Source organism: Megasphaera sp. DISK 18 (genome assembly GCF_001682955.1).
Lineage (GTDB): Bacteria > Bacillota > Negativicutes > Veillonellales > Megasphaeraceae > Megasphaera > Megasphaera massiliensis.
On the sequence record NZ_LUGJ01000005.1, the window covers coordinates 57,873 to 76,118 of the forward strand.

At 55.2% G+C, this 18,246-nt stretch carries 16 protein-coding genes; 1 reads left to right on the top strand and 15 read right to left on the bottom strand.

Features of this window, described 5'->3' with window-relative positions:
- Positions 1-46 precede the first annotated feature (46 nt).
- Positions 47-1,810 (bottom strand): glycosyl hydrolase family 18 protein, encoded by a 1,764-nt coding sequence (locus tag A0U42_RS01150; protein WP_255304072.1) that lies wholly within the window; start codon positions 1,808-1,810, stop codon positions 47-49.
- A gap of 116 nt (positions 1,811-1,926) precedes the next feature.
- On the opposite strand from A0U42_RS01150, the gene lgt reads away from it, so the two are divergent.
- On the top strand, positions 1,927-2,721 hold the full coding sequence (gene lgt, locus A0U42_RS01155; RefSeq protein WP_044503456.1) for a prolipoprotein diacylglyceryl transferase: 795 nt from the start codon (positions 1,927-1,929) through the stop codon (positions 2,719-2,721).
- A gap of 96 nt (positions 2,722-2,817) precedes the next feature.
- On the opposite strand, the gene sufU is transcribed toward lgt, so the two are convergent.
- From sufU to uvrB, 14 genes are all read right to left on the bottom strand, one after another.
- The gene (gene sufU, locus A0U42_RS01160) at positions 2,818-3,255 is read right to left on the bottom strand and encodes a Fe-S cluster assembly sulfur transfer protein SufU (protein ID WP_044503005.1); all 438 of its coding nucleotides are present in this window, start codon (positions 3,253-3,255) and stop codon (positions 2,818-2,820) included.
- A 17-nt stretch (positions 3,256-3,272) separates the two neighbouring features.
- On the bottom strand, positions 3,273-4,493 hold the full coding sequence (locus tag A0U42_RS01165) for an aminotransferase class V-fold PLP-dependent enzyme (RefSeq protein ID WP_065359544.1): 1,221 nt from the start codon (positions 4,491-4,493) through the stop codon (positions 3,273-3,275).
- A complete protein-coding gene (locus A0U42_RS01170) occupies positions 4,456-5,592 on the bottom strand; it encodes a SufD family Fe-S cluster assembly protein (RefSeq protein WP_065359545.1) in 1,137 nt (378 codons plus the stop codon). Before A0U42_RS01170 ends, A0U42_RS01165 begins: the two co-directional genes overlap by 38 nt.
- 14 nt (positions 5,593-5,606) lie before the next feature.
- Positions 5,607-7,019, bottom strand: coding sequence for a Fe-S cluster assembly protein SufB (gene sufB / locus A0U42_RS01175; RefSeq protein WP_141669483.1), 1,413 nt, complete (start codon positions 7,017-7,019; stop codon positions 5,607-5,609).
- A gap of 56 nt (positions 7,020-7,075) precedes the next feature.
- On the bottom strand, positions 7,076-7,810 hold the full coding sequence (gene sufC, locus A0U42_RS01180; protein ID WP_044503009.1) for a Fe-S cluster assembly ATPase SufC: 735 nt from the start codon (positions 7,808-7,810) through the stop codon (positions 7,076-7,078).
- A 170-nt stretch (positions 7,811-7,980) separates the two neighbouring features.
- Complete coding sequence (locus A0U42_RS01185; protein WP_044503010.1) at positions 7,981-8,187, bottom strand: hypothetical protein; 207 nt, start codon at positions 8,185-8,187, stop codon at positions 7,981-7,983.
- Entirely contained in the window at positions 8,180-9,619 is a 1,440-nt protein-coding gene (gene scfB / locus A0U42_RS01190) for a thioether cross-link-forming SCIFF peptide maturase (protein WP_065359547.1), read from the bottom strand. The genes A0U42_RS01185 and scfB overlap by 8 nt, the downstream gene beginning before the upstream one ends.
- Positions 9,620-9,688: 69 nt before the next feature.
- On the bottom strand, positions 9,689-9,829 hold the full coding sequence (scfA, locus tag A0U42_RS01195; protein ID WP_014017076.1) for a six-cysteine ranthipeptide SCIFF: 141 nt from the start codon (positions 9,827-9,829) through the stop codon (positions 9,689-9,691).
- A gap of 73 nt (positions 9,830-9,902) precedes the next feature.
- A complete protein-coding gene (locus A0U42_RS01200; RefSeq protein WP_044503012.1) occupies positions 9,903-10,298 on the bottom strand; it encodes a hypothetical protein in 396 nt (131 codons plus the stop codon).
- Positions 10,299-10,427: 129 nt separating this feature from the next.
- Positions 10,428-10,589 (bottom strand): rubredoxin, encoded by a 162-nt coding sequence (rd, locus tag A0U42_RS01205; RefSeq protein ID WP_044503013.1) that lies wholly within the window; start codon positions 10,587-10,589, stop codon positions 10,428-10,430.
- A 92-nt stretch (positions 10,590-10,681) separates the two neighbouring features.
- On the bottom strand, positions 10,682-11,332 hold the full coding sequence (locus tag A0U42_RS01210; protein ID WP_065359548.1) for an RsiV family protein: 651 nt from the start codon (positions 11,330-11,332) through the stop codon (positions 10,682-10,684).
- 47 nt (positions 11,333-11,379) lie between these two features.
- Positions 11,380-13,206, bottom strand: a complete 1,827-nt coding sequence (uvrC, locus tag A0U42_RS01215; protein WP_065359549.1) for an excinuclease ABC subunit UvrC — start codon at positions 13,204-13,206, stop codon at positions 11,380-11,382.
- A 3-nt stretch (positions 13,207-13,209) separates the two neighbouring features.
- The gene (gene uvrA / locus A0U42_RS01220) at positions 13,210-16,065 is read right to left on the bottom strand and encodes an excinuclease ABC subunit UvrA (RefSeq protein WP_065359550.1); all 2,856 of its coding nucleotides are present in this window, start codon (positions 16,063-16,065) and stop codon (positions 13,210-13,212) included.
- A 36-nt stretch (positions 16,066-16,101) separates the two neighbouring features.
- Positions 16,102-18,222: an excinuclease ABC subunit UvrB gene (gene uvrB, locus A0U42_RS01225; RefSeq protein ID WP_176698828.1), complete on the bottom strand. Its 2,121-nt coding sequence runs from the start codon at positions 18,220-18,222 to the stop codon at positions 16,102-16,104.
- Positions 18,223-18,246: the final 24 nt, after the last annotated feature.

Here is an 18,246-nt window from a genome sequence, read left to right on the forward strand (position 1 = left end):
GCCTGTCTTACAGCGTCTTGAATATTATTATAGTGGCCTCATGGCGTCAAGTCAATTCATGTTTTGCAAATCCCTGCCAAAAATGGGCCGGTTCAAATCCTTTTCGCCAAAAAGCTGCGCCCTTCAATCCATAAGTTTGGATGAGTTCAGCCTTAGCTTTTAAGGATTTTTCATCTTCTATCCAAATTTTAACAGTCCCCGTTTTTAAGGGCAGTTCCAAGTAATAGAGGCCCAGGTCGGGCTTCCAGACGACGTAGTTCTTATAGGCCTTGAGAACGGCTTCGCTGTCGGCCATGGTCAGGGTCCGGACGAAGAGCTTGGCCTTGCCGCCGGCAGTTGTCTGAGGTGCCGATGCCGCCGGTTTGACAGCTTTTTTCGCAGGCTGTACGGCAGCCCGTTTATACGTATTGCCGTCAAAGTCGATGGGAACGACGACTCCCGCTTTGTTTTCGGCAGCCTGACGGGCCGCTTCTTCCGCTGCCGTTTCAATTTCGACCTTCATGGGTTCACTCGAAGACACCCGGTCTTCATCCTTGCCGAGATCAGCCTTGGCCGTTTTTACCGGCGGTGTCCCGACGACAGCCGGCCAGTCGGAAATGTTCTGCGGCAGGTCGCGGCCGTCTTTCGATTCATACCACAGGCGCATGTAAAGGGGCATGCCCAGGACGATCTTATCGGCAGGCGCCAATTTCAAGGTATTCTGAACGGCTCGTTCTACCCAAGGGTAGGTTGCGACGGGACCGGCGACGGGACTGGTCCGGCCGACCTGATCGTAGGCCATGATCATCAGGTAGTCCAGATGCGGTGCCAGGGCGGCCCGGTCGTAGACCATGGACCAGTTGGGGCTGTCCGACGGCGGCGTCACGTCCATGGACAGTTTCAGTCCGTAAGCATGGGCGGCGTCGGAAATCTTGCGGACGAAGGCCGTCAATTTATCCTTATCGCTGTAATTGATGTTTTCAAAGTCGATGTTGTAGCCCTTAAAATCGTAGAGGAGGGCATAGCCTATGAGCTGGCGGACCATCGTATCCTGCAGGCGGCTGTCGGACAGGATTTCGTGGGTCACCTTGGGATCAAAGTTATTGTCAACGAGAGGCCACATGGCGTAGCCCTTAGCGGCGTAGGTTTCGGCCAACATGTCGAAGTCGGGGTTGCGCAGCTCGATACCGCTCTTGGTCAGGCGGAAGGCCGTCGGCGACATGATCGGCTGGTGAGTCCGAAGTTCCGGGAGATCAGGGTCTTCCTTCATGAGGGGATCCCAAAAAAGGACCAGGCCCATCTTCCCTTCCTTAGAGGCGGCCGGCTGACGATCGCCTTCCCGGCGCAGTTCGGGAGCCGTGTTTACGGGCTGCTTTGGTGGCAGGAGGCTGTTTTTCTCGGTCGGATTTTCGGCCAGGACGTAGCTGATGCCCAGGGGACGACGGACGTTTTTGATATTGATGGTCCGGCCGCCGCTGACGGCCCGTCCCGGAAGGGTCAGCTGAACGGGAGCACCCTGCCAGGCCGTCGAGCCGTTTTCAGCCTTTGGCAGGCGGAACCAATAGGTCCCCTTGCTCTTATCGGCTTCTTTGATGCCGTAGCGGCTGAGGGCCTTGTCCGATACGAGCCAGCGGCCCTGGTCTTCGACGATTTCCAGGTCCTTTACGACTTCATCGGGAATGGGGTTGGCCACGGTCGGCACGTTAAAAGCCGGATCCGTCGCTTTAGCGCTGTCGTCGCCGGGGACGGCCGCAAAGGAAAAAGCCGTCAGAGACAAGGTGATCAGTCCCGTCAGGCAGGAAGTTTTTATGACACGGTTATATTTCATCATTCTTTCCTCCTCGTGAGGATTGGAAAAAAAAGTTCAATCCTGTATAATTCTATGGTGAACGCGAACAAATCCCGTCCATATTTTTTCATTATACCACACCCAAAGGAGGTTTTATATTGCATCAGTATCTATTTTTCATCGGCTCCTTCCCCGTCCGGGCTTACGGACTGTTATTTATGCTGGGCATCATCTCGTCGGGTCTTACGGCGTACTACATCATGAAGCGCGACGGCCGCGGCTGGCACGTCCACATCTTCGACTTCACTATGTACTGCGGCCTGGCGGGCATCGTCGGCGGCCGCCTGTGGGACGTCTTCTTCTTCGACTGGGCCTACTACCAGCATCACCTGACGGAAATCCCCTACGTCTGGCAAGGGGGCATGGCCATTCAGGGCGGCCTCTTATTCGGCGCCATTGCCGGCTACCTCTACACCAAGCACTATCACATCGACACCTGGGCCTTCGGCGACCTGTTGGCACCGGCCATCATCCTGGGCCAGTCCATCGGCCGCATGGCCAACCTCATGAACGGCGACGCCTTCGGCCATCCGACGGGGGGCAACTTCGGCATCGTCTATCCCGAATCGACCCTGGCCTATCAGACCTACAGCAGCCAGCCCTTATGGCCGGCCGAAGTCTGGGAAGGACAGATTGACGTCCTGGTCTTCGTCGCCCTCCTCTTCTACAGCTCCTTCCCCCACAAGAAGGGCCAGGTATTCAGTCTCTATGTCATGCTCTACGCCATCGAACGGTTCTTCCTGGAATTTCTCCGCGGCGACTACGTCGACCTGACCCTGGGCCTGAAATCGGCGCAAATGACCAGCGTCATCGCCTTCGCCATCGCCTTCGTCGTCTTCGTCTATCTCCAATTCAAGGGGACAACCGACACGGAAGATAAAGCTCAGGCGTAACACAACGATATCATCTTAGCGATACAAAAAGGACAGCTCCATCAAGGAACTGTCCTTTTATCATGCCCTACAGAGGCACTTTGTTTTTAGGAAGATTTAGTTCTGACCTTTTTCCAAGGCAGCCTTTAAGGTATGCCATGCCAAGACGGCGCATTTGACGCGGGCCGGCATGTTGGAAATGTTCTTCAAGGCGATGGCGTCTTCCAATTCTTCCAGTTCATCATCGTCGGTGATTTCCCGCTTGATCATGTCCAAGAAGAGATCGACCAGGCGCAGGGCTTCTTCGACGCTCTTACCTTTGATGAGGTCGATCATGATGTCCGCCGATGCCTGGCTGATGGCACAGCCGTGGCCCGTATAGGCAGCGTCTTTGACGACGCCGTCCTGAATGTCGGCCTGAAGGGTAATATCGTCGCCGCAGCTCGGATTGTGGCCGTGTTCACTGATGTTGGCAACGTCCAAGAGGCGTTTATTGGCTTGCGATTGATTGTGTTCCAGAATGATGTCGGAATACAATTCGTTCATATTTTCCATAACTCGTTGAACACTCCTTAGTCTTTAAAACCCATCTGCTTGCGGACGAGAGGCAGTTTTTCCAGGAAGTAGTCGACTTCTTCTTCCGTATTGTAAATATAGAAGCTGGCCCGGTTCGAGGCTTCTACGCCTAAATGAGCGCCGAGAGGCTGGGCGCAGTGGTGACCCGAACGGATGGCGATGCCGAAGCTGTCGAGGATGGTCGCTGCGTCATGAGGATGGACGCCGTCGATGGTGAAGGTGATGACACCGGTCTTTTCCGCCGGGTCGGTGCTGCCGATGATGTGGATGTGAGGAATCTTTTCCATCCCTTCCAGGCAGCGTTTGGTCAAGGCTTCTTCGTGGGCTTCGACCTTATCCATGCCGAGGTTTTCCAAGTAGTCGATGGCAGCGTGGAGGGCCACAGCGCCTTCGACGTTCTGCGAGCCGGCTTCGAATTTGAAGGGCAGTTCGTTGAAGGTCGTCGACTGTTCCTTGACGTATTCGATCATGTCGCCGCCGAGGAGGAAGGGTTCCATCCCTTCGAGGATGGCCTTTTTCCCGTAGAGGACGCCCGTGCTGGCCGAGCCGCACATCTTGTGACCGGAGAATACGAAGAAGTCGCAGTCGAGATCCTGAACGTCAGTCTTCATGTGCGGTACGGACTGAGCGCCGTCGACGATGGCAACGGCACCGACGGAATGAGCCTTGGCGACGATGTCCTTGACGGGACGCTTCATGCCGAAGACGTTGCTGACGGCGGCGAAGGAAACGATCTTGGTCTTGTCGTCAATCTTAGCCAAGTCTTCATCCGTGAAGTGACCTTCTTTATCGAGGTACATGAATTCCAGGACGGCACCGGTCTTTTCGCAGACCCGCTGCCAGGTGACCAGGTTGGAATGGTGTTCGGAAATGGGAATGACGATCTTGTCGCCCTTTTTCAGCTTCGGTTCAGCGTAGCTGCGGGCGATGAGGTTCAAGGCTTCCGTCGTATTGCGGACGAAGACGATTTCTTCCGTCGACGGAGCGTTGATGAAGCGGCGGACCGATTCACGAGCTTCATCGTACAGTTCGCCGGCTTCGATGCTGAGGATGTGAGCGCCGCGGTGAGGATTGCCATTGTGATGTTCGAGGAGATCTACGATGGCGTCGATGACCTGACGCGGTTTCTGCGTCGTAGCGGCGTTATCAAAGTAAACGATGGGATGTCCGTTATGGACCTTAGTCAAGATTGGGAAATCTTTGCGTACATTTAGCATGGCAATCACCTTTCTTACGGCAGAACTGCATTTTTTCACGTACAGCTTGGAGCGCTTTATTTTCTAAATCTTTGTCACCGAGGGCGTCGATGACCGGGCGGATATTCGATTCGACGATAATCAGCTGGGCGCCGATTTCATTGAATCCGCGGCTCATGAGGTAGAACAGCTTGTCCTGGTCGATCTGGCCGGCACTGGCGGCATGGTTGCCGACGACGTCGTCTTCCTTGCAGAGCAGGAGCGGTACGGAGATGGAATGGACCTGAGGGCTGAGAAGGATGCAGATATCCGATTCAGAGCCGACGGCCTTCTTGCTGCCCCGCAGGAAATCGATGGTGCCGCGGAAGTATTTCTTCGACGTATCGAGGAGAGCCCCTGTCGTCAAGATGTCCGTATTGGTCTTGACCCCTTTGGTCGGGACCCAATAGGAGAAGTCGACGATCTGGTCGTCATCGCCGAGGTACATGGCCTGGCTGTTGAAATTGCTTTCGTCGGTCATGAGGTCGGTCTTATAGTAGACGATGGCCGTCTTGCCGCCTAATTCGGCGCTGACGTAGTCGACAGTGCTTTCCTGGCCGGCGTCGGCATAGCGGTGTTCGACATGGCGCACGCTGCGACCGTTGAGCTGGACCTTGCTGATCTTGACGCGGGCATGTTCGTCGGTCTTGACGTAGGTCAGGAAGTTGACCATGCCGTCGTCGGCGTCGCCGTCAAATTCGAGGAAGACCGTCACATCGCTGTACGGTGCCGCTTCGATTTTGAGCTGTGCCGAAAGCTGAGGCAGATCGGCGCTGACGCTGTATTTCAAATGAACCGTGCCCTTCTGGTGTTCGCCGATGGTAACGGCAACGCCGGAGTTGGCCTTGTTCAGTGCATTTTCGAGTGCTTCCGCATTGGAACCCTGAAAATCGCCGAGGTCGGGAATGCCGTTGCCGTCATAGAAGTCGACAGAAACGTCGCCGTCGTGGCGTTCTTCCGGGCGATAAGCGGAGCCGGCTTTTTCAGCCAGGCGATCCAATTCAAGGTAGTTGACTTTCATCCAGCGAAAAGTCGGGCGCGGGAGTTGGTTATACTGGATTTTATCTGTATTAGCTGCCATAATATTCCTCCTCCCTATTTCAACGAACCCTTGAGTTCGAGGTTGATCAGGTTATTCATTTCTACGGCATATTCAAGGGGCAAGGCCTTGGATACGGGTTCGACGAAGCCGCGGACGAGCATGGCCCGGGCGTCATCTTCACTGAGGCCGCGGCTCATGAGGTAGAAGATGGCTTCATCGGAAATACGGCCGATGGAAGCTTCATGACCGAGGTCGATATTGTCGTTCTTGACGATGATAGCCGGAATCGTATCGGACTGGGATTCTTCGTCGAGCATCAGCGATTCGCAGCTGACGTTGGCCTTGGCCCCGTCGGCCGGCGGGTTGATGACGACGCTGCCGCGGTAAATGCTGACGCCGCCGCTCTTGCTGAGGGACTTGGAATTGATGTTGCTCGTCGTATTGGGCGCGTTGTGGACGACTTTCGAGCCCGTATCGAGGAACTGGCCGGCCCCGGCAAAGGTGACGCCTGTAAATTCGCAGTGCGCGCCTTCGCCATTGAGGATACTCATGGGATAGAGGCACGACGTATGGGAACCGAAGGAGCCCGTGACCCAGTTGATGCGGCCGTTTTTGCCGACGATGGCCCGCTTCGTATTGAGGTTGTACATATTCTTGGACCAGTTTTCAATGGTCGAATAGGTCAGCTCTGCATCGTCGCCGATGAACAGTTCGACGCAGCCGGCATGGAGGTTGGCTACGTTGTATTTCGGAGCCGAACAGCCTTCGATGAAGTGGACCTTGGCCCCCTTTTCGACGATGATCATGGTGTGTTCGAACTGGCCTGCCCCCGGTGCATTGAGGCGGAAATAACTCTGGAGCGGAATCGATACGTCGACACCGGCCGGTACGTAGACGAAGGAGCCACCGGACCAAACGGCGCCGTGAAGGGCGGCAAACTTGTGGTCAGTCGGCGGGACGAGCTTCATGAAGTGAGCCTTGACGATGTCTTCGTACTGATCAAGGGCCGTATCGAAGTCAGTGTAGACGACGCCCTGCTGGACGAGTTCGTCCTGGATGCTGTGATAGACGACTTCCGAGTCGTACTGAGCGCCGACACCGGCCAGAGACGTCTTTTCCGCTTCGGGGATGCCCAGGCGGTCAAAGGTATCCTTGATGTCGTCCGGTACGTCGTCCCAATTGCCTTTCATCTGGGAATTGGGGCGGACGTAGGTGACGATGTTGTCCATGTCGAGTTCGCTGATGTCAGGACCCCAGTTCGGATATTCCATACGGTTGAACAGGTCCAGGGACTTGAGGCGGAAATCGAGCATCCACTGCGGTTCGTGCTTCTTTTCCGAGATTTCCCGAACGATGTCTTCCGTCAGACCGGCATCGGTCTTATAGGAATAGGTAAAATCTTTTTTAAAGTTATACATATTGCCAAAGTCAGCAAAGGTGTCGATGGTCTTGCGTTCGTCAGCCATCTTCGCCTGCTGTGAGGCAAATTTTTCGTTGTTATCAGCCATAGCTGTACCTCCCACTAGCCTTTGTATGCGTCGTAACCGTTGGCTTCAATCGCCTGGATGAGGGATGCGTCGCCGGTCTTGACGATCTTGCCGTCGATCAGGATGTGAACGAAATCCGGTTTGAGCTGCTGCAGGATTTCGCTGTGGTGAGTAATGACCATAATCGAATTGTTTTCATTGTGGTACTGAGCGACCGTTTCCGATACGATACGGACAGCATCGACGTCGAGGCCCGAGTCGATTTCATCGAGCATGGTCAGCTTCGGTTCGAGCATGCACATCTGAAGGATTTCCGTCTTTTTCCGTTCCCCGCCGGAGAAGCCGTCATTGACATAGCGTTCGGCGTAAGACTTGTCCATCTTCAGCTGATCCATTTGGGCGTGAAGCTTCTTGCGGAAAGGCATGATGCGCTGCTGGCCGGAAATGGTGCTCTTGGCGTTGCGGACGAAGTTTTCAACGGAAATGCCCTGGACGGCGATAGGCTGCTGAAAAGCCATGAAGATGCCGGCTTTGGCGCGTTCGTTGACCGGAGCTTCCGTAATGTCCTGACCTTCGAAGAAGATCTTCCCGGCCGTGACGACGTACTTCGGATTGCCCATGATGGCATTAAACAGCGTCGATTTCCCGGCGCCGTTGGAACCCATGATGACATGCGTTTCGCCCGTATTGATCGTCAAATCGAGGCCCTTGAGGATTTCTTTGCCTTCGACGGCGATATGCAAGCCTTCTACTCTTAATAATTCACTCATCATTATCACTCCTACGTTAAGTTCTACGTTTTACGTCAATCTTGCACGGCGATGCAAAAACGTAATGATTTCCTATATTGATAAAGTATACCATTTAGATACACTTACTGTACTGTTCTTAATGTACTCCATAAACGCCACAAAGTCAACCTATTTAGTCGCTTTTTTGACTATTTTTTATGGCCTTTGTCCTTCATCCAGCGGGCCCGCAAATCACTGCGCAGCCAAAGCTGCATGCCGCAGACGACGACGGCCGCCGCCAGCAGGCCTAAGAGACCTGTTGACGGACCGTCGACGATGAGGGCATAGATCAAAAAGGCGTAGACGACGAGCCACAGAAACAGCTTGAGTTTCATCATCTTCGTCAACTTAGCCACAGGCGTTGCACCCGTTGCAGTCTTCCCCTTCTTCAGGGTCGCCGAAGAGGCGGGCCTTCTGACCGCGCAGGGCCAGCGTCGCCTGGATATACATAGCGCATTCGATGCGTTTCTTCTGGATCCGGCAGCTCAGGTCATACGGCGTCTTGATGTCGCCGCCGTACTTGATGTTGTTGGCATGGCAGCCGCCGCTGCAGAAGAATTTGGCCCAGCAGTCACAGCAGATGGGCTTGTTGAGGACGTGCATATCACGGAACAAGGGCGGCAGGGTCGTATTGGTCACGCCGTCATAGACGTTGCCGATGACGTATTCGTCCTGGCCGACGAACTGGTGGCAGGGATAGATGTCACCGTTGGGGACGACGCACATGTATTCGTGGCCGGCACCGCAGCCGCGGAGGCGTTTGGCGATACAGGGGCCGCGGTAGAGATCCATGATGAAGTGATAATAGATGAAGGGACGGCCTTCGTCGAGGCGTTTCAAGTAGAATTCGGCTAAGTTGTCGTATTCGTCGAAGATGCGGGGCAAATCCTTTTCGGTAATGGCATAGGACAGGTCGTCGCCGACGACGGGTTCCATGGACAGGCCTTCAAAGCCGAGGTCGGCCATGTGTTCGACGTCTTTCGTAAAGTCCAGGTTGTACGTCGTGTACGTGCCGCGGACGTAGTACTCTTCCCCGTTGCGGTGCTTGGCGGCATAGACCTGGTTGTCGGCACAGGTCTTATAGGAGCTGCGGCCGCCGGCGTCGGGACGCATCCGGTCGTGGACTTCGGGACGGCCGTCGAGGCTCAGGATGAGGCTGATGTGGTTGTCCGTCAGGTACTTGACCTTAGCCGGGTCGAGGAGCATGCCGTTCGTCGTAAGGGACAGTTTGAAGACCTTATCGTGGATCTTTTCCTGCTCCCGGATGTATTCGATGGTCTGTTTGACGACGCCGAAGTTCATGAGCGGTTCGCCGCCGAAGAAGTCGATTTCGCAGTGCTGGCGCTTGCCTTCGGTGCTGCGGATCAAGAGGTCGACGGCATTCTTGGCTACGTCGAAGCTCATCAATTCCCGCTTGTGCGTGTCGTAGTCGCCTTGGGAGGCAAAGCAGTACTGACAGCGCAGGTTGCAGTCGTGAGCGATGTTGAGGCACAGGGATTTGATGACCGGTTCTTCTTCGGCGACGACTTTGAAGTTTTCCGTCATGGGCGCGAAGAGGAGTTCCTTCTTGATCAGTTCATCGAGCTCGCCGAGGATGTCCGTCAGGTCCTGTTTATCGTACGTACCGGCAAAGGCTTCGTAGACGGCGTCTTTGTTCGTGCCGTCGTAGACGTCGAGGACATCATAGGTCATCTTGTCGATGACGTTGATGATGCCGCTGTTGACGTCGAGGAGCATGTAGGTACCGTTTTGACAGTATTTATGAATCATTGGTTTAATTTCAGCCATGAATAATCTTTCCTCCATATAAAAAAGAACGGGGTGCCGCGTGAGCGACGCCCCTTTTCCTTGAATAACTTATTTTGTGCAGATCTGATTGCCAACGGTGCAAGAAGTCTTGCAGGCGGACTGGCAGGACGTCTGACATTCGCTGCAGCCAGCGTGCTGTGCCGTCTTCTGGATCGATTCCGTATTAATCGTAATGATGTGCTTTGCCATGATCTTCACCTCGCTATCAAAGATTATGCTTTATTTTACCACATTACAGACGATTCTACAACAGAAGTCAAAACTATAAGAGTTTAAAACCTTCAAAGAAGAAGTTCTTGCCGATGCTGATGACCAGCGATCTTTCTTCAAATACCGCGTTGGTGTCAAAGAAAACGTCAAAGCCTTCTTGATAGGTGGCATAAATAGAGGTAATGCGCTGCAGACAGCCGATGATATCATCAGCAGACACTTCCGGCTCACCCTCGGAGCGCCATTTTTTATTCTTGAAACCGGCGATGAGCGGTGCATGGGAAACGACCTGAGATTGGTGTTCCAAGACCCAGTTCCAGATTTCCTCAGCATACTGCTGTGCCTGTTCTTCCCGGCCTTCAGGAAGTCCGTCGAGGGTAAACAAAACGGGGCGGCCGTCAACCATGATTTCATCCATGTAGCTGCCTTTGACATATTTTAAATTCACAGAAGCACCTCCTGCAAAATCATGTGGAGCATGAAGAATGGTTATGTCTAACGTATTAATTTTATCGTGCATTCAGGAGATTGTCAATAAAAAAAAGCTGCCGCCGAAGCGACAGCTTTCATGGCTGCATTAGTCCATTTTCGTGAAGGAACCTTTGTCAGCACCGCAGGTCGGACATACCCAATCTTCCGGAAGATCAGCAAACTTCGTGCCAGCAGCGATACCGTTGTCAGCGTCGCCTTCAGCTTCATCATAAATGTAGCCGCAGATTGTGCATTCGTACTTATCCATAATCTTTCCCTCCTGATTGACGTATTAATAAATAATACTTATTAATTATTTTTACACAATTATAATATCATATTGTCTTAAAAATTGCAAGGCTATTTTGCCTGTTTTCCCATATTAATATCGATGATGCCCGACGAGTATGGAGCTACTTCATATTGGCCGAAAATGAAGTGGATATTGCCTTTTTTATCGAGGTAAAAATTCTTGGGATCTTCCGTCAGGCCGTTGAAATAGGTCGACAAGACGTGGTCGCTCAATGTCAGCTTATTGGTGATCTTTTGCAGGGTGAAGGCCTTTTCATCGCCCGGTTTGACCAGTTCGCGCCAGTCCGTAATGCGCCGGCCCGTTTCCATGTCGAAGACGACGCCCGTCTTCCAGCTCGTCGGATGAGCAGCCCGGTCGAAATAGAGGTAGCCTTCATCGAGGAACGACAGGTATTTCCCATTGTTCAAGGTAACCGTATAATGCTTTTCTTCGGTCAGCTTGACGCCCTTCGTCCCCTGCTGGGCAAAAAATTCCTGAGCCTGAGCCTGTTCATCGGCAAAATAATTGGCGATGACAGCTGCCGCAGCAGCATTGCCTTCGACGGTGACCGACGGATACTGGATGGTCAGGACACTGCCATCATCATGGGTATAGACAGCCTTCGGTGCGTCTTCAATGACGGCCGGCGAGGCTGCCATGGCAACAGCCCCCATGAGCCAGGCTCCGCACAAAAGGGTGAGCAATTTCTTGTTTATCATAAGGAATCCCTCCTCTTTATTTTTTCTATTTCTTTATTATACCATATTTATTGGACGATTTTCCGCTTTTCATCGCTCCCTAAACGGAAAAAGTCATAGATATTTTCAGCGGCACGACGGTTCATGCCCGGTACGGCAGCCAATTCTTCGACAGATGCCGCCTTCATGTCGGCCAGGGTCTTAAAGGCCGTCCACAAGGCCTTGCGGCGCTTGGGGCCGATGCCTTCGACGTGGTCCAATACCGATACCAGGCTGCGCTTGCCGCGCAGATTCCGGTGATAGGTAATGGCAAAGCGGTGGGCTTCGTCGCGGATGGACTGGAGGAGCTGCAGTTCCGGCGTGTGATGGCTGAGGATGATGGACTCGCTGCTGCCTTCGACGAAGACTTCTTCGATGCGCTTGGCCAAGCTGATGACCGGCGCTTCACAGCCAGCATCGCGGATGATGGGAAGGGCGGCGTGGAGCTGACCTTTGCCGCCGTCGATGATGATGAGGTCCGGCACGGGCCAGTCTTTTTCGCCGTAACGGCGGCCCATGATTTCAGCCATGGATTTGAAGTCGTCCGGTTTGCCCTGAACGGTCTTCAATTTAAAGCGGCGGTATTCTTTCTTGGCCGGCTGGCCGTGCTCGAAGACGACCATGGAGGCAACGGTCTCGATCCCCTGGGTATGGGAAATATCGAAGCATTCCATCCGTTCAGGAAGACAGGGCAGATTGAGGATCCGCGCCAAGCCTTCGACGGCTCCCGTCGTCTTGTCCACGTCGTGCTGCCACTGGAGGCGCTTCTGTTCCAAGAGGGCGGCGGCGTTTTCACAGGCCATGGTCAAGAGCTGTTTCTTCGTTCCCCGCTGAGGGACGATGACGCTGACCTTCTTGCCCTTCTGTTCGCTCAGGCGGCGTTCACAGCTTTCGCCGTCTTCCATGGCCGGGACGACGACTTCCGTCGGAACGAAGGTACCGTCGCTGTAATACTGGTCGAGGACGGCGTTCATCAGGGCCCCTTCTTCTTCGTCACTGCTGTTGTCCAACGAGAAGGTTTCCCTTCCCATGAGTTTCCCCATGCGGACGGTGTAGATCTGGACGCAGGTCTGACCGGCCTGACGGGCCAGGCCGATGACGTCCATGTCGCCGCCGTCGGTGTTGACGATGTTCTGCTGTTCCTGAATGACGGCGACGGCCTTCAATTGGTCGCGGTACATGGCCGCTTTTTCAAACTCCATGGCTTCCGCCGCTTCAGCCATCTTATCCTGCAAGGTCCGGACCATGCCCTTGTCCCTACCTTCGAGGACGGCCACGGCCTGGTCGACCCTCTCGTTGTAGTCGGCCTTGGTAATGTAGTGGACGCAGGGTGCATCGCAGTGGTGCAAGTGGTACTGCAGGCAGGGCCGATCATTGGGCATGACCCGGCACGAGCGGATGCGGTAGGCCCACTGCATCAGCTTCAGGACCCGGTGGACCGCCGTCGAATCGGCAAAGGGGCCGAAGTAGCGGGCGCCGTCACGACTGACGCGGCGGGTCATGAAGATCCGCGGATAGTCCTCTTGGACGGTGACCTTGATATAGGGGTAGGTCTTGTCGTCGCGGAGCATGATGTTGTAGCGGGGATGATGCTTCTTGATGAGGTTGTTTTCTAAGATCAGGGCTTCCATCTCGGTGGCGACGACGATGGTCTCCAGGTCGGCAGCATGGCTGATCATGGCCGCGACCTTAGGCGAGCGGTTGACGTCGTGACGGATGTAGCTGGTCACGCGGTTGCGGAGGTTGACGGCCTTGCCGACGTAGATGATCTTCCCCTTCTCGTCCTTCCACAGGTAGACCCCGGGCTGACCGGGCAGGTTCTGTACTTTCTTGCGTACGGCTTCACTGACAGCCATGACTTACCTCCCTTCTCCCTGTTCCATAAAGGCCCTCGTCCTTTCCAGGACGGGCTTCAAGAACTGACCCGTATAGGATGCCGGCACCTTGCAGATGTCTTCCGGCGTCCCCGTAGCCACGACGGTACCGCCGCCGTCGCCGCCTTCCGGGCCGAGGTCGACGAGGTAGTCCGCCGTCTTGATGACGTCTAAGTTGTGTTCGATGACGACGACCGTATCGCCGCCGTCGACGAGCATCTGCAGGACGTCCATCAATTTATGGATGTCGGCGGCGTGGAGGCCCGTCGTCGGTTCGTCGAGGATATACAAGGTCCGTCCCGTACTGCGTTTGGACAGTTCCGTCGCCAGCTTGACCCGCTGGGCTTCGCCGCCGGACAAAGTCGTCGCCGGCTGGCCCAAACGGATATAGCCCAAGCCGACCTGTTGCAGGGTCTTCATCTTATTGACGATGCGCGGCTGGTTTTCAAAGAAGGTGCAGGCGTCGTCGACGGTCATGTTGAGGACGTCGGAAATGGTTTTTCCCTTATATTTTACTTCCAACGTTTCCCGATTGTAACGGGCACCGTGGCAGACTTCACAGGGCACGTAGACGTCGGGCAGGAAGTTCATTTCGATGCGGATGATGCCGTCGCCCTTGCAGGCTTCACAGCGGCCGCCCTTGATGTTGAAGCTGAACCGGCCGGCTTTGTAGCCCCGTACCTTAGCTTCCGACGTCTGGCTGTAGAGCTGGCGGATGGCATCGAAGACGCCCGTATACGTCGCCGGGTTGGACCGCGGCGTCCGGCCGATGGGCGACTGGTCGATGTTGATGATCTTATCGATGTGTTCAACCCCTTCGAGGGCCTTGAATTTCCCCGGCCGGTGAGGCGTGCCGTAGACGGCTTCGGCCATGGCCTTATAGAGGATTTCATTGACCAAGGTCGACTTGCCCGATCCGGAAACGCCGGTGACGACGGTCAGGGTCCCGATGGGAATGGAAACGTCGACGTTCTTTAAATTGTGTTCGGCAGCACCGATGATTTTGATGAAGGAACCGTTTCCCTTTCGCCGTTCTTCCGGGATGGGAATATATTTCGTCCCCTTCAAATATTGGCCGGTCAGGGACTTCGGGCAGGCCATGATGTCGGCTGCCGTCCCCTGAGCGACGATAGTGCCGCCGTGTTCCCCCGCTTCAGGGCCGATATCGATGATGTAGTCCGCCGCCCTCATGGTATCGTCATCGTGTTCGACGACGATGAGGGTATTGCCCAAATCGCGGAGGTTGCGCAAGGCGTCGAGGAGGCGGTCATTATCCCTTTGATGAAGGCCGATAGACGGTTCATCGAGGATGTAGAGGACGCCGACCAGGCCCGATCCGATCTGAGTGGCCAGGCGGATACGCTGGGCTTCGCCGCCGGATAGGGTCCCTGCCGTCCGCGACAGGGTCAGGTAATCGAGGCCGACGGTCTGGAGAAAGGCCAGGCGAGCCTTGATTTCCTTAAAGACCTGCTGGCCGATGAGCTGCTGCTTTTCCGTCAGTTTCAGATTGTTAAAGAAGGGAATCATGTCGCGGATGGGCAAATCGGTCAGTTCGGCAATGTTGAGGCCGCCAATCTTAATGGCCAGGGCTTCGTGACGGAGCCGCGTGCCGTGACACGTCGAGCAGGGCTTAACCGTCATGAACTGGGCGAACTGGTCGCGCATCATATCGGAAGAGGCTTCGCGGTAGCGGCGGCGGACCATGGGCAGGACGCCTTCAAATGGCATGGAAAAGGTCTTCACTTCGCCCCGCAGGTTTTCATATTCAAAGACGCAGTTTTCGTCAGAGCCGTTCATCAATTGATCCTGAAGGTCTTTCGGCAAGTCGTCGTAACCATTATCCAAGGTAAAGCCGTGGGGCTTCAAGAGGCCGCCGAGCTGACGCATGAACCACGAATCGGGATTGCTGCTGAGGGCGGCAATGGCCCCGTCGGCAAAGGACTTCTTCTTGTCCGGCAAGACCAGGTGTGCATCGACTTCCATCGTACTGCCGATACCCGAGCAGTCCGGGCAGGCGCCGAAGGGGCTGTTGAAGGAAAAGAGATGGGGCTCGATTTCCGGCAGGCTGATATGGCAGTCCGGGCAGGCAAAGTGCTGGCTGAAGGTCAGCACCTCTTTCGTGGCCATGCGGAAGATGTGGACGATGCCGTCGGCCAGTTTGGCCGCCGTTTCCAAAGAGTCGGTGAGACGCATGACGATGCTGTCTTTAATGACCAAGCGGTCGACGATGACGTCGATGGTATGCTTCTTATTCTTATCCAAGGGGATGTCGTCGGACAAGAGATAGACTTCGCCGTCGACGCGGACCCGGGTATAACCGTCCTTAATCAGTCGGGCCAGGAGCTTTTGATGGGTCCCCTTGCGGCCGTCGACGACAGGGCCCATGACCATGACCTTCTCCCCTTCGCCGAGGGCCATGACGGCATCGGCCATCTGCTCGATGGTCTGCTGGCGAATGGGCTTGCCGCAGTGCGGGCAGAAAGCGTCGCCCACACGGGCATAAAGCAGGCGCAGGTAGTCGTAGATTTCGGTGACCGTGCCGACCGTCGACCGGGGATTGCGGCTGGTCGTCTTCTGGTCGATGGAAATGGCCGGCGACAGGCCTTCGATGTAGTCGACGTCGGGCTTATCCATCTGGCCCAAGAATTGGCGGGCATAGGCCGACAGAGATTCGACGTAGCGCCGCTGGCCTTCGGCATAGATAGTATCGAAAGCCAGGGACGACTTGCCCGATCCGGACAGGCCCGTAAAGACAACCAGTTTGTCTCTCGGGATCTTGACGTCGATATTTTTTAAATTGTGCTGGCGGGCACCTTTGATGACGATATATTTATCTTGCAAAATAAACTCCTTCCTCTATCTCCAAGCCATGGCGGCTCAGCGCTTCTTCTTGGCATCGGGCCGCTTGATCTTTCGTTGGTAGCGGCGGCTGGGCATGTCCTGGCCTTCCATTTCTTTCGGCAAGGTGTCGTCGTGGCTCATATCGGCCAACTGTTGGCGCAGCTGCCCTAAGCGGTCGCGCAGTTCGGCGGCCTTTTCAAATTCCAGCCGCTTCGACGCTTCCTTCATCTGAAGGGTCATGGTCTTAATGACCTTGTTCAGGGCTTCGCGGGTCATGGCCTTGCCCTTGCCGCCTCGTTTGCTGCCGTAGTTGGAATCCTCTTCGGAAACTTTCGTCAATTCGATGAGGTTGACGACATCTTTCTTGACCGATTTCGGCGTAATGTGGTGCTGTTTATTATAAGTATCCTGAATTTCCCGGCGGCGCTGGGTTTCATCCATGGCGCGGGCCATGGAATCGGTAATCTTATCGGCATACATGATGACCGTCCCGCCGACGTTTCGCGCCGCCCGGCCCATGGTCTGGATGAGGGACGTGTCGGAACGGAGGAAGCCTTCTTTATCGGCGTCGAGGATGGCGACGAGAGACACTTCCGGCATGTCCAGGCCTTCGCGGAGGAGGTTGATGCCGACCAGGACGTCGAATTCGCCGACGCGGAGGTCGCGGATGATCTCAGCTCGCTCGATGGTAGCGATATCCGAATGGAGGTAGCGGACGCGGACGCCCATTTCCTTCAGATAGTCCGTCAAATCTTCGGCCATCTTCTTGGTCAAGGTCGTCACCAGGACCCGTTCGTCCTTGTCGGTCCGCTTGCGGATTTCCCCTAAGAGGTCATCCATCTGGCCCTCGATGGGACGGACTTCGACCTTGGGATCGAGGAGGCCCGTCGGGCGGATGATCTGCTGGGCCATATTCGTTTCGACATCCATTTCATAGGGCCCGGGCGTGGCGCTGACGTAGACGATCTGGTTGATGCGTTCGACAAATTCATCGAACTTCAAGGGTCGGTTATCGAGGGCCGACGGCAGGCGGAAGCCGTATTCGATGAGGCTTTCCTTCCGCGACCGGTCACCGGCGTACATGGCCCGCAATTGGGGCAGGGTGACGTGGGATTCGTCGACGAGGATCATGAAGTCGTCAGGGAAATAATCGAGGAGGGTGTACGGCGCCTGCCCTGCTTTACGGCCGGCCAAGTGGCGGGAATAGTTTTCAATGCCCGAGCAGTAGCCCATTTCTTCCATCATTTCCATGTCGTACCGCGTCCGCTGTTCCAGGCGCTGGGCTTCCAACAGGTGTTCCCCGTCTTTCAGTACTTTCAATCGTTCGTCCAGTTCCTGGCGAATGGTCCCCAAGGCCCGTTCCATCTTGCTCTTAGTCGTGACGTAATGGCTGGCCGGGTAGATGGCGACGTGCTTGCGCTCGGCAATGACTTCACCGGTCAGGACGTCGACTTCGGTCAGGCGGTCGATTTCATCGCCGAACATTTCGATGCGGATGATCGACTTGTCGAAGGCCGCCGGAAAGACTTCGATCGTATCGCCGTGGACGCGGAAGGTCCCGCGATCGAGGTTCATATCGTTGCGGTTGTACTGGATGTCGACCAGCTTCCTCAAGATTTCTTCCTGCGTCTTTTCCTGGCCCAGGCGCAAAGAGACGACGAGTTCGCTGTAGTCTTCGGGGTCACCGAGGCCGTAGATGCAGGACACGGAAGCGACGATGATGACGTCCCGCCGTTCAAAGAGGCTCATCGTCGCCGAGTGGCGCAGTTTATCGATTTCATCGTTGATGGACGCATCCTTTTCGATATACGTATCGGTCGAAGCGATGTAGGCTTCAGGCTGATAAAAATCGTAATAACTGACGAAATAGCCGACTTCGTTATCCGGGAAAAAGGCCTTGAATTCGCTGCACAGCTGGGCTGCCAAGGTCTTGTTGTGGGCGATGACCAGCGTCGGCTTCTGGACCTTTTCGATGAGCTTGGCCATAGTAAAAGTCTTGCCGGTCCCCGTGGCGCCGAGGAGGACCTGGGCCCATTGGCCGGACTCGATGCCTTCGGCCAGGGATTCAATGGCTTCGGGCTGGTCCCCCATCGGTTCATAAGGGGCGACGACGCGGAAAGGATGGGACGTATCGTAATCTTTATTGTAATGAGACATATCCATAAGGGCCACCTCGCTGCA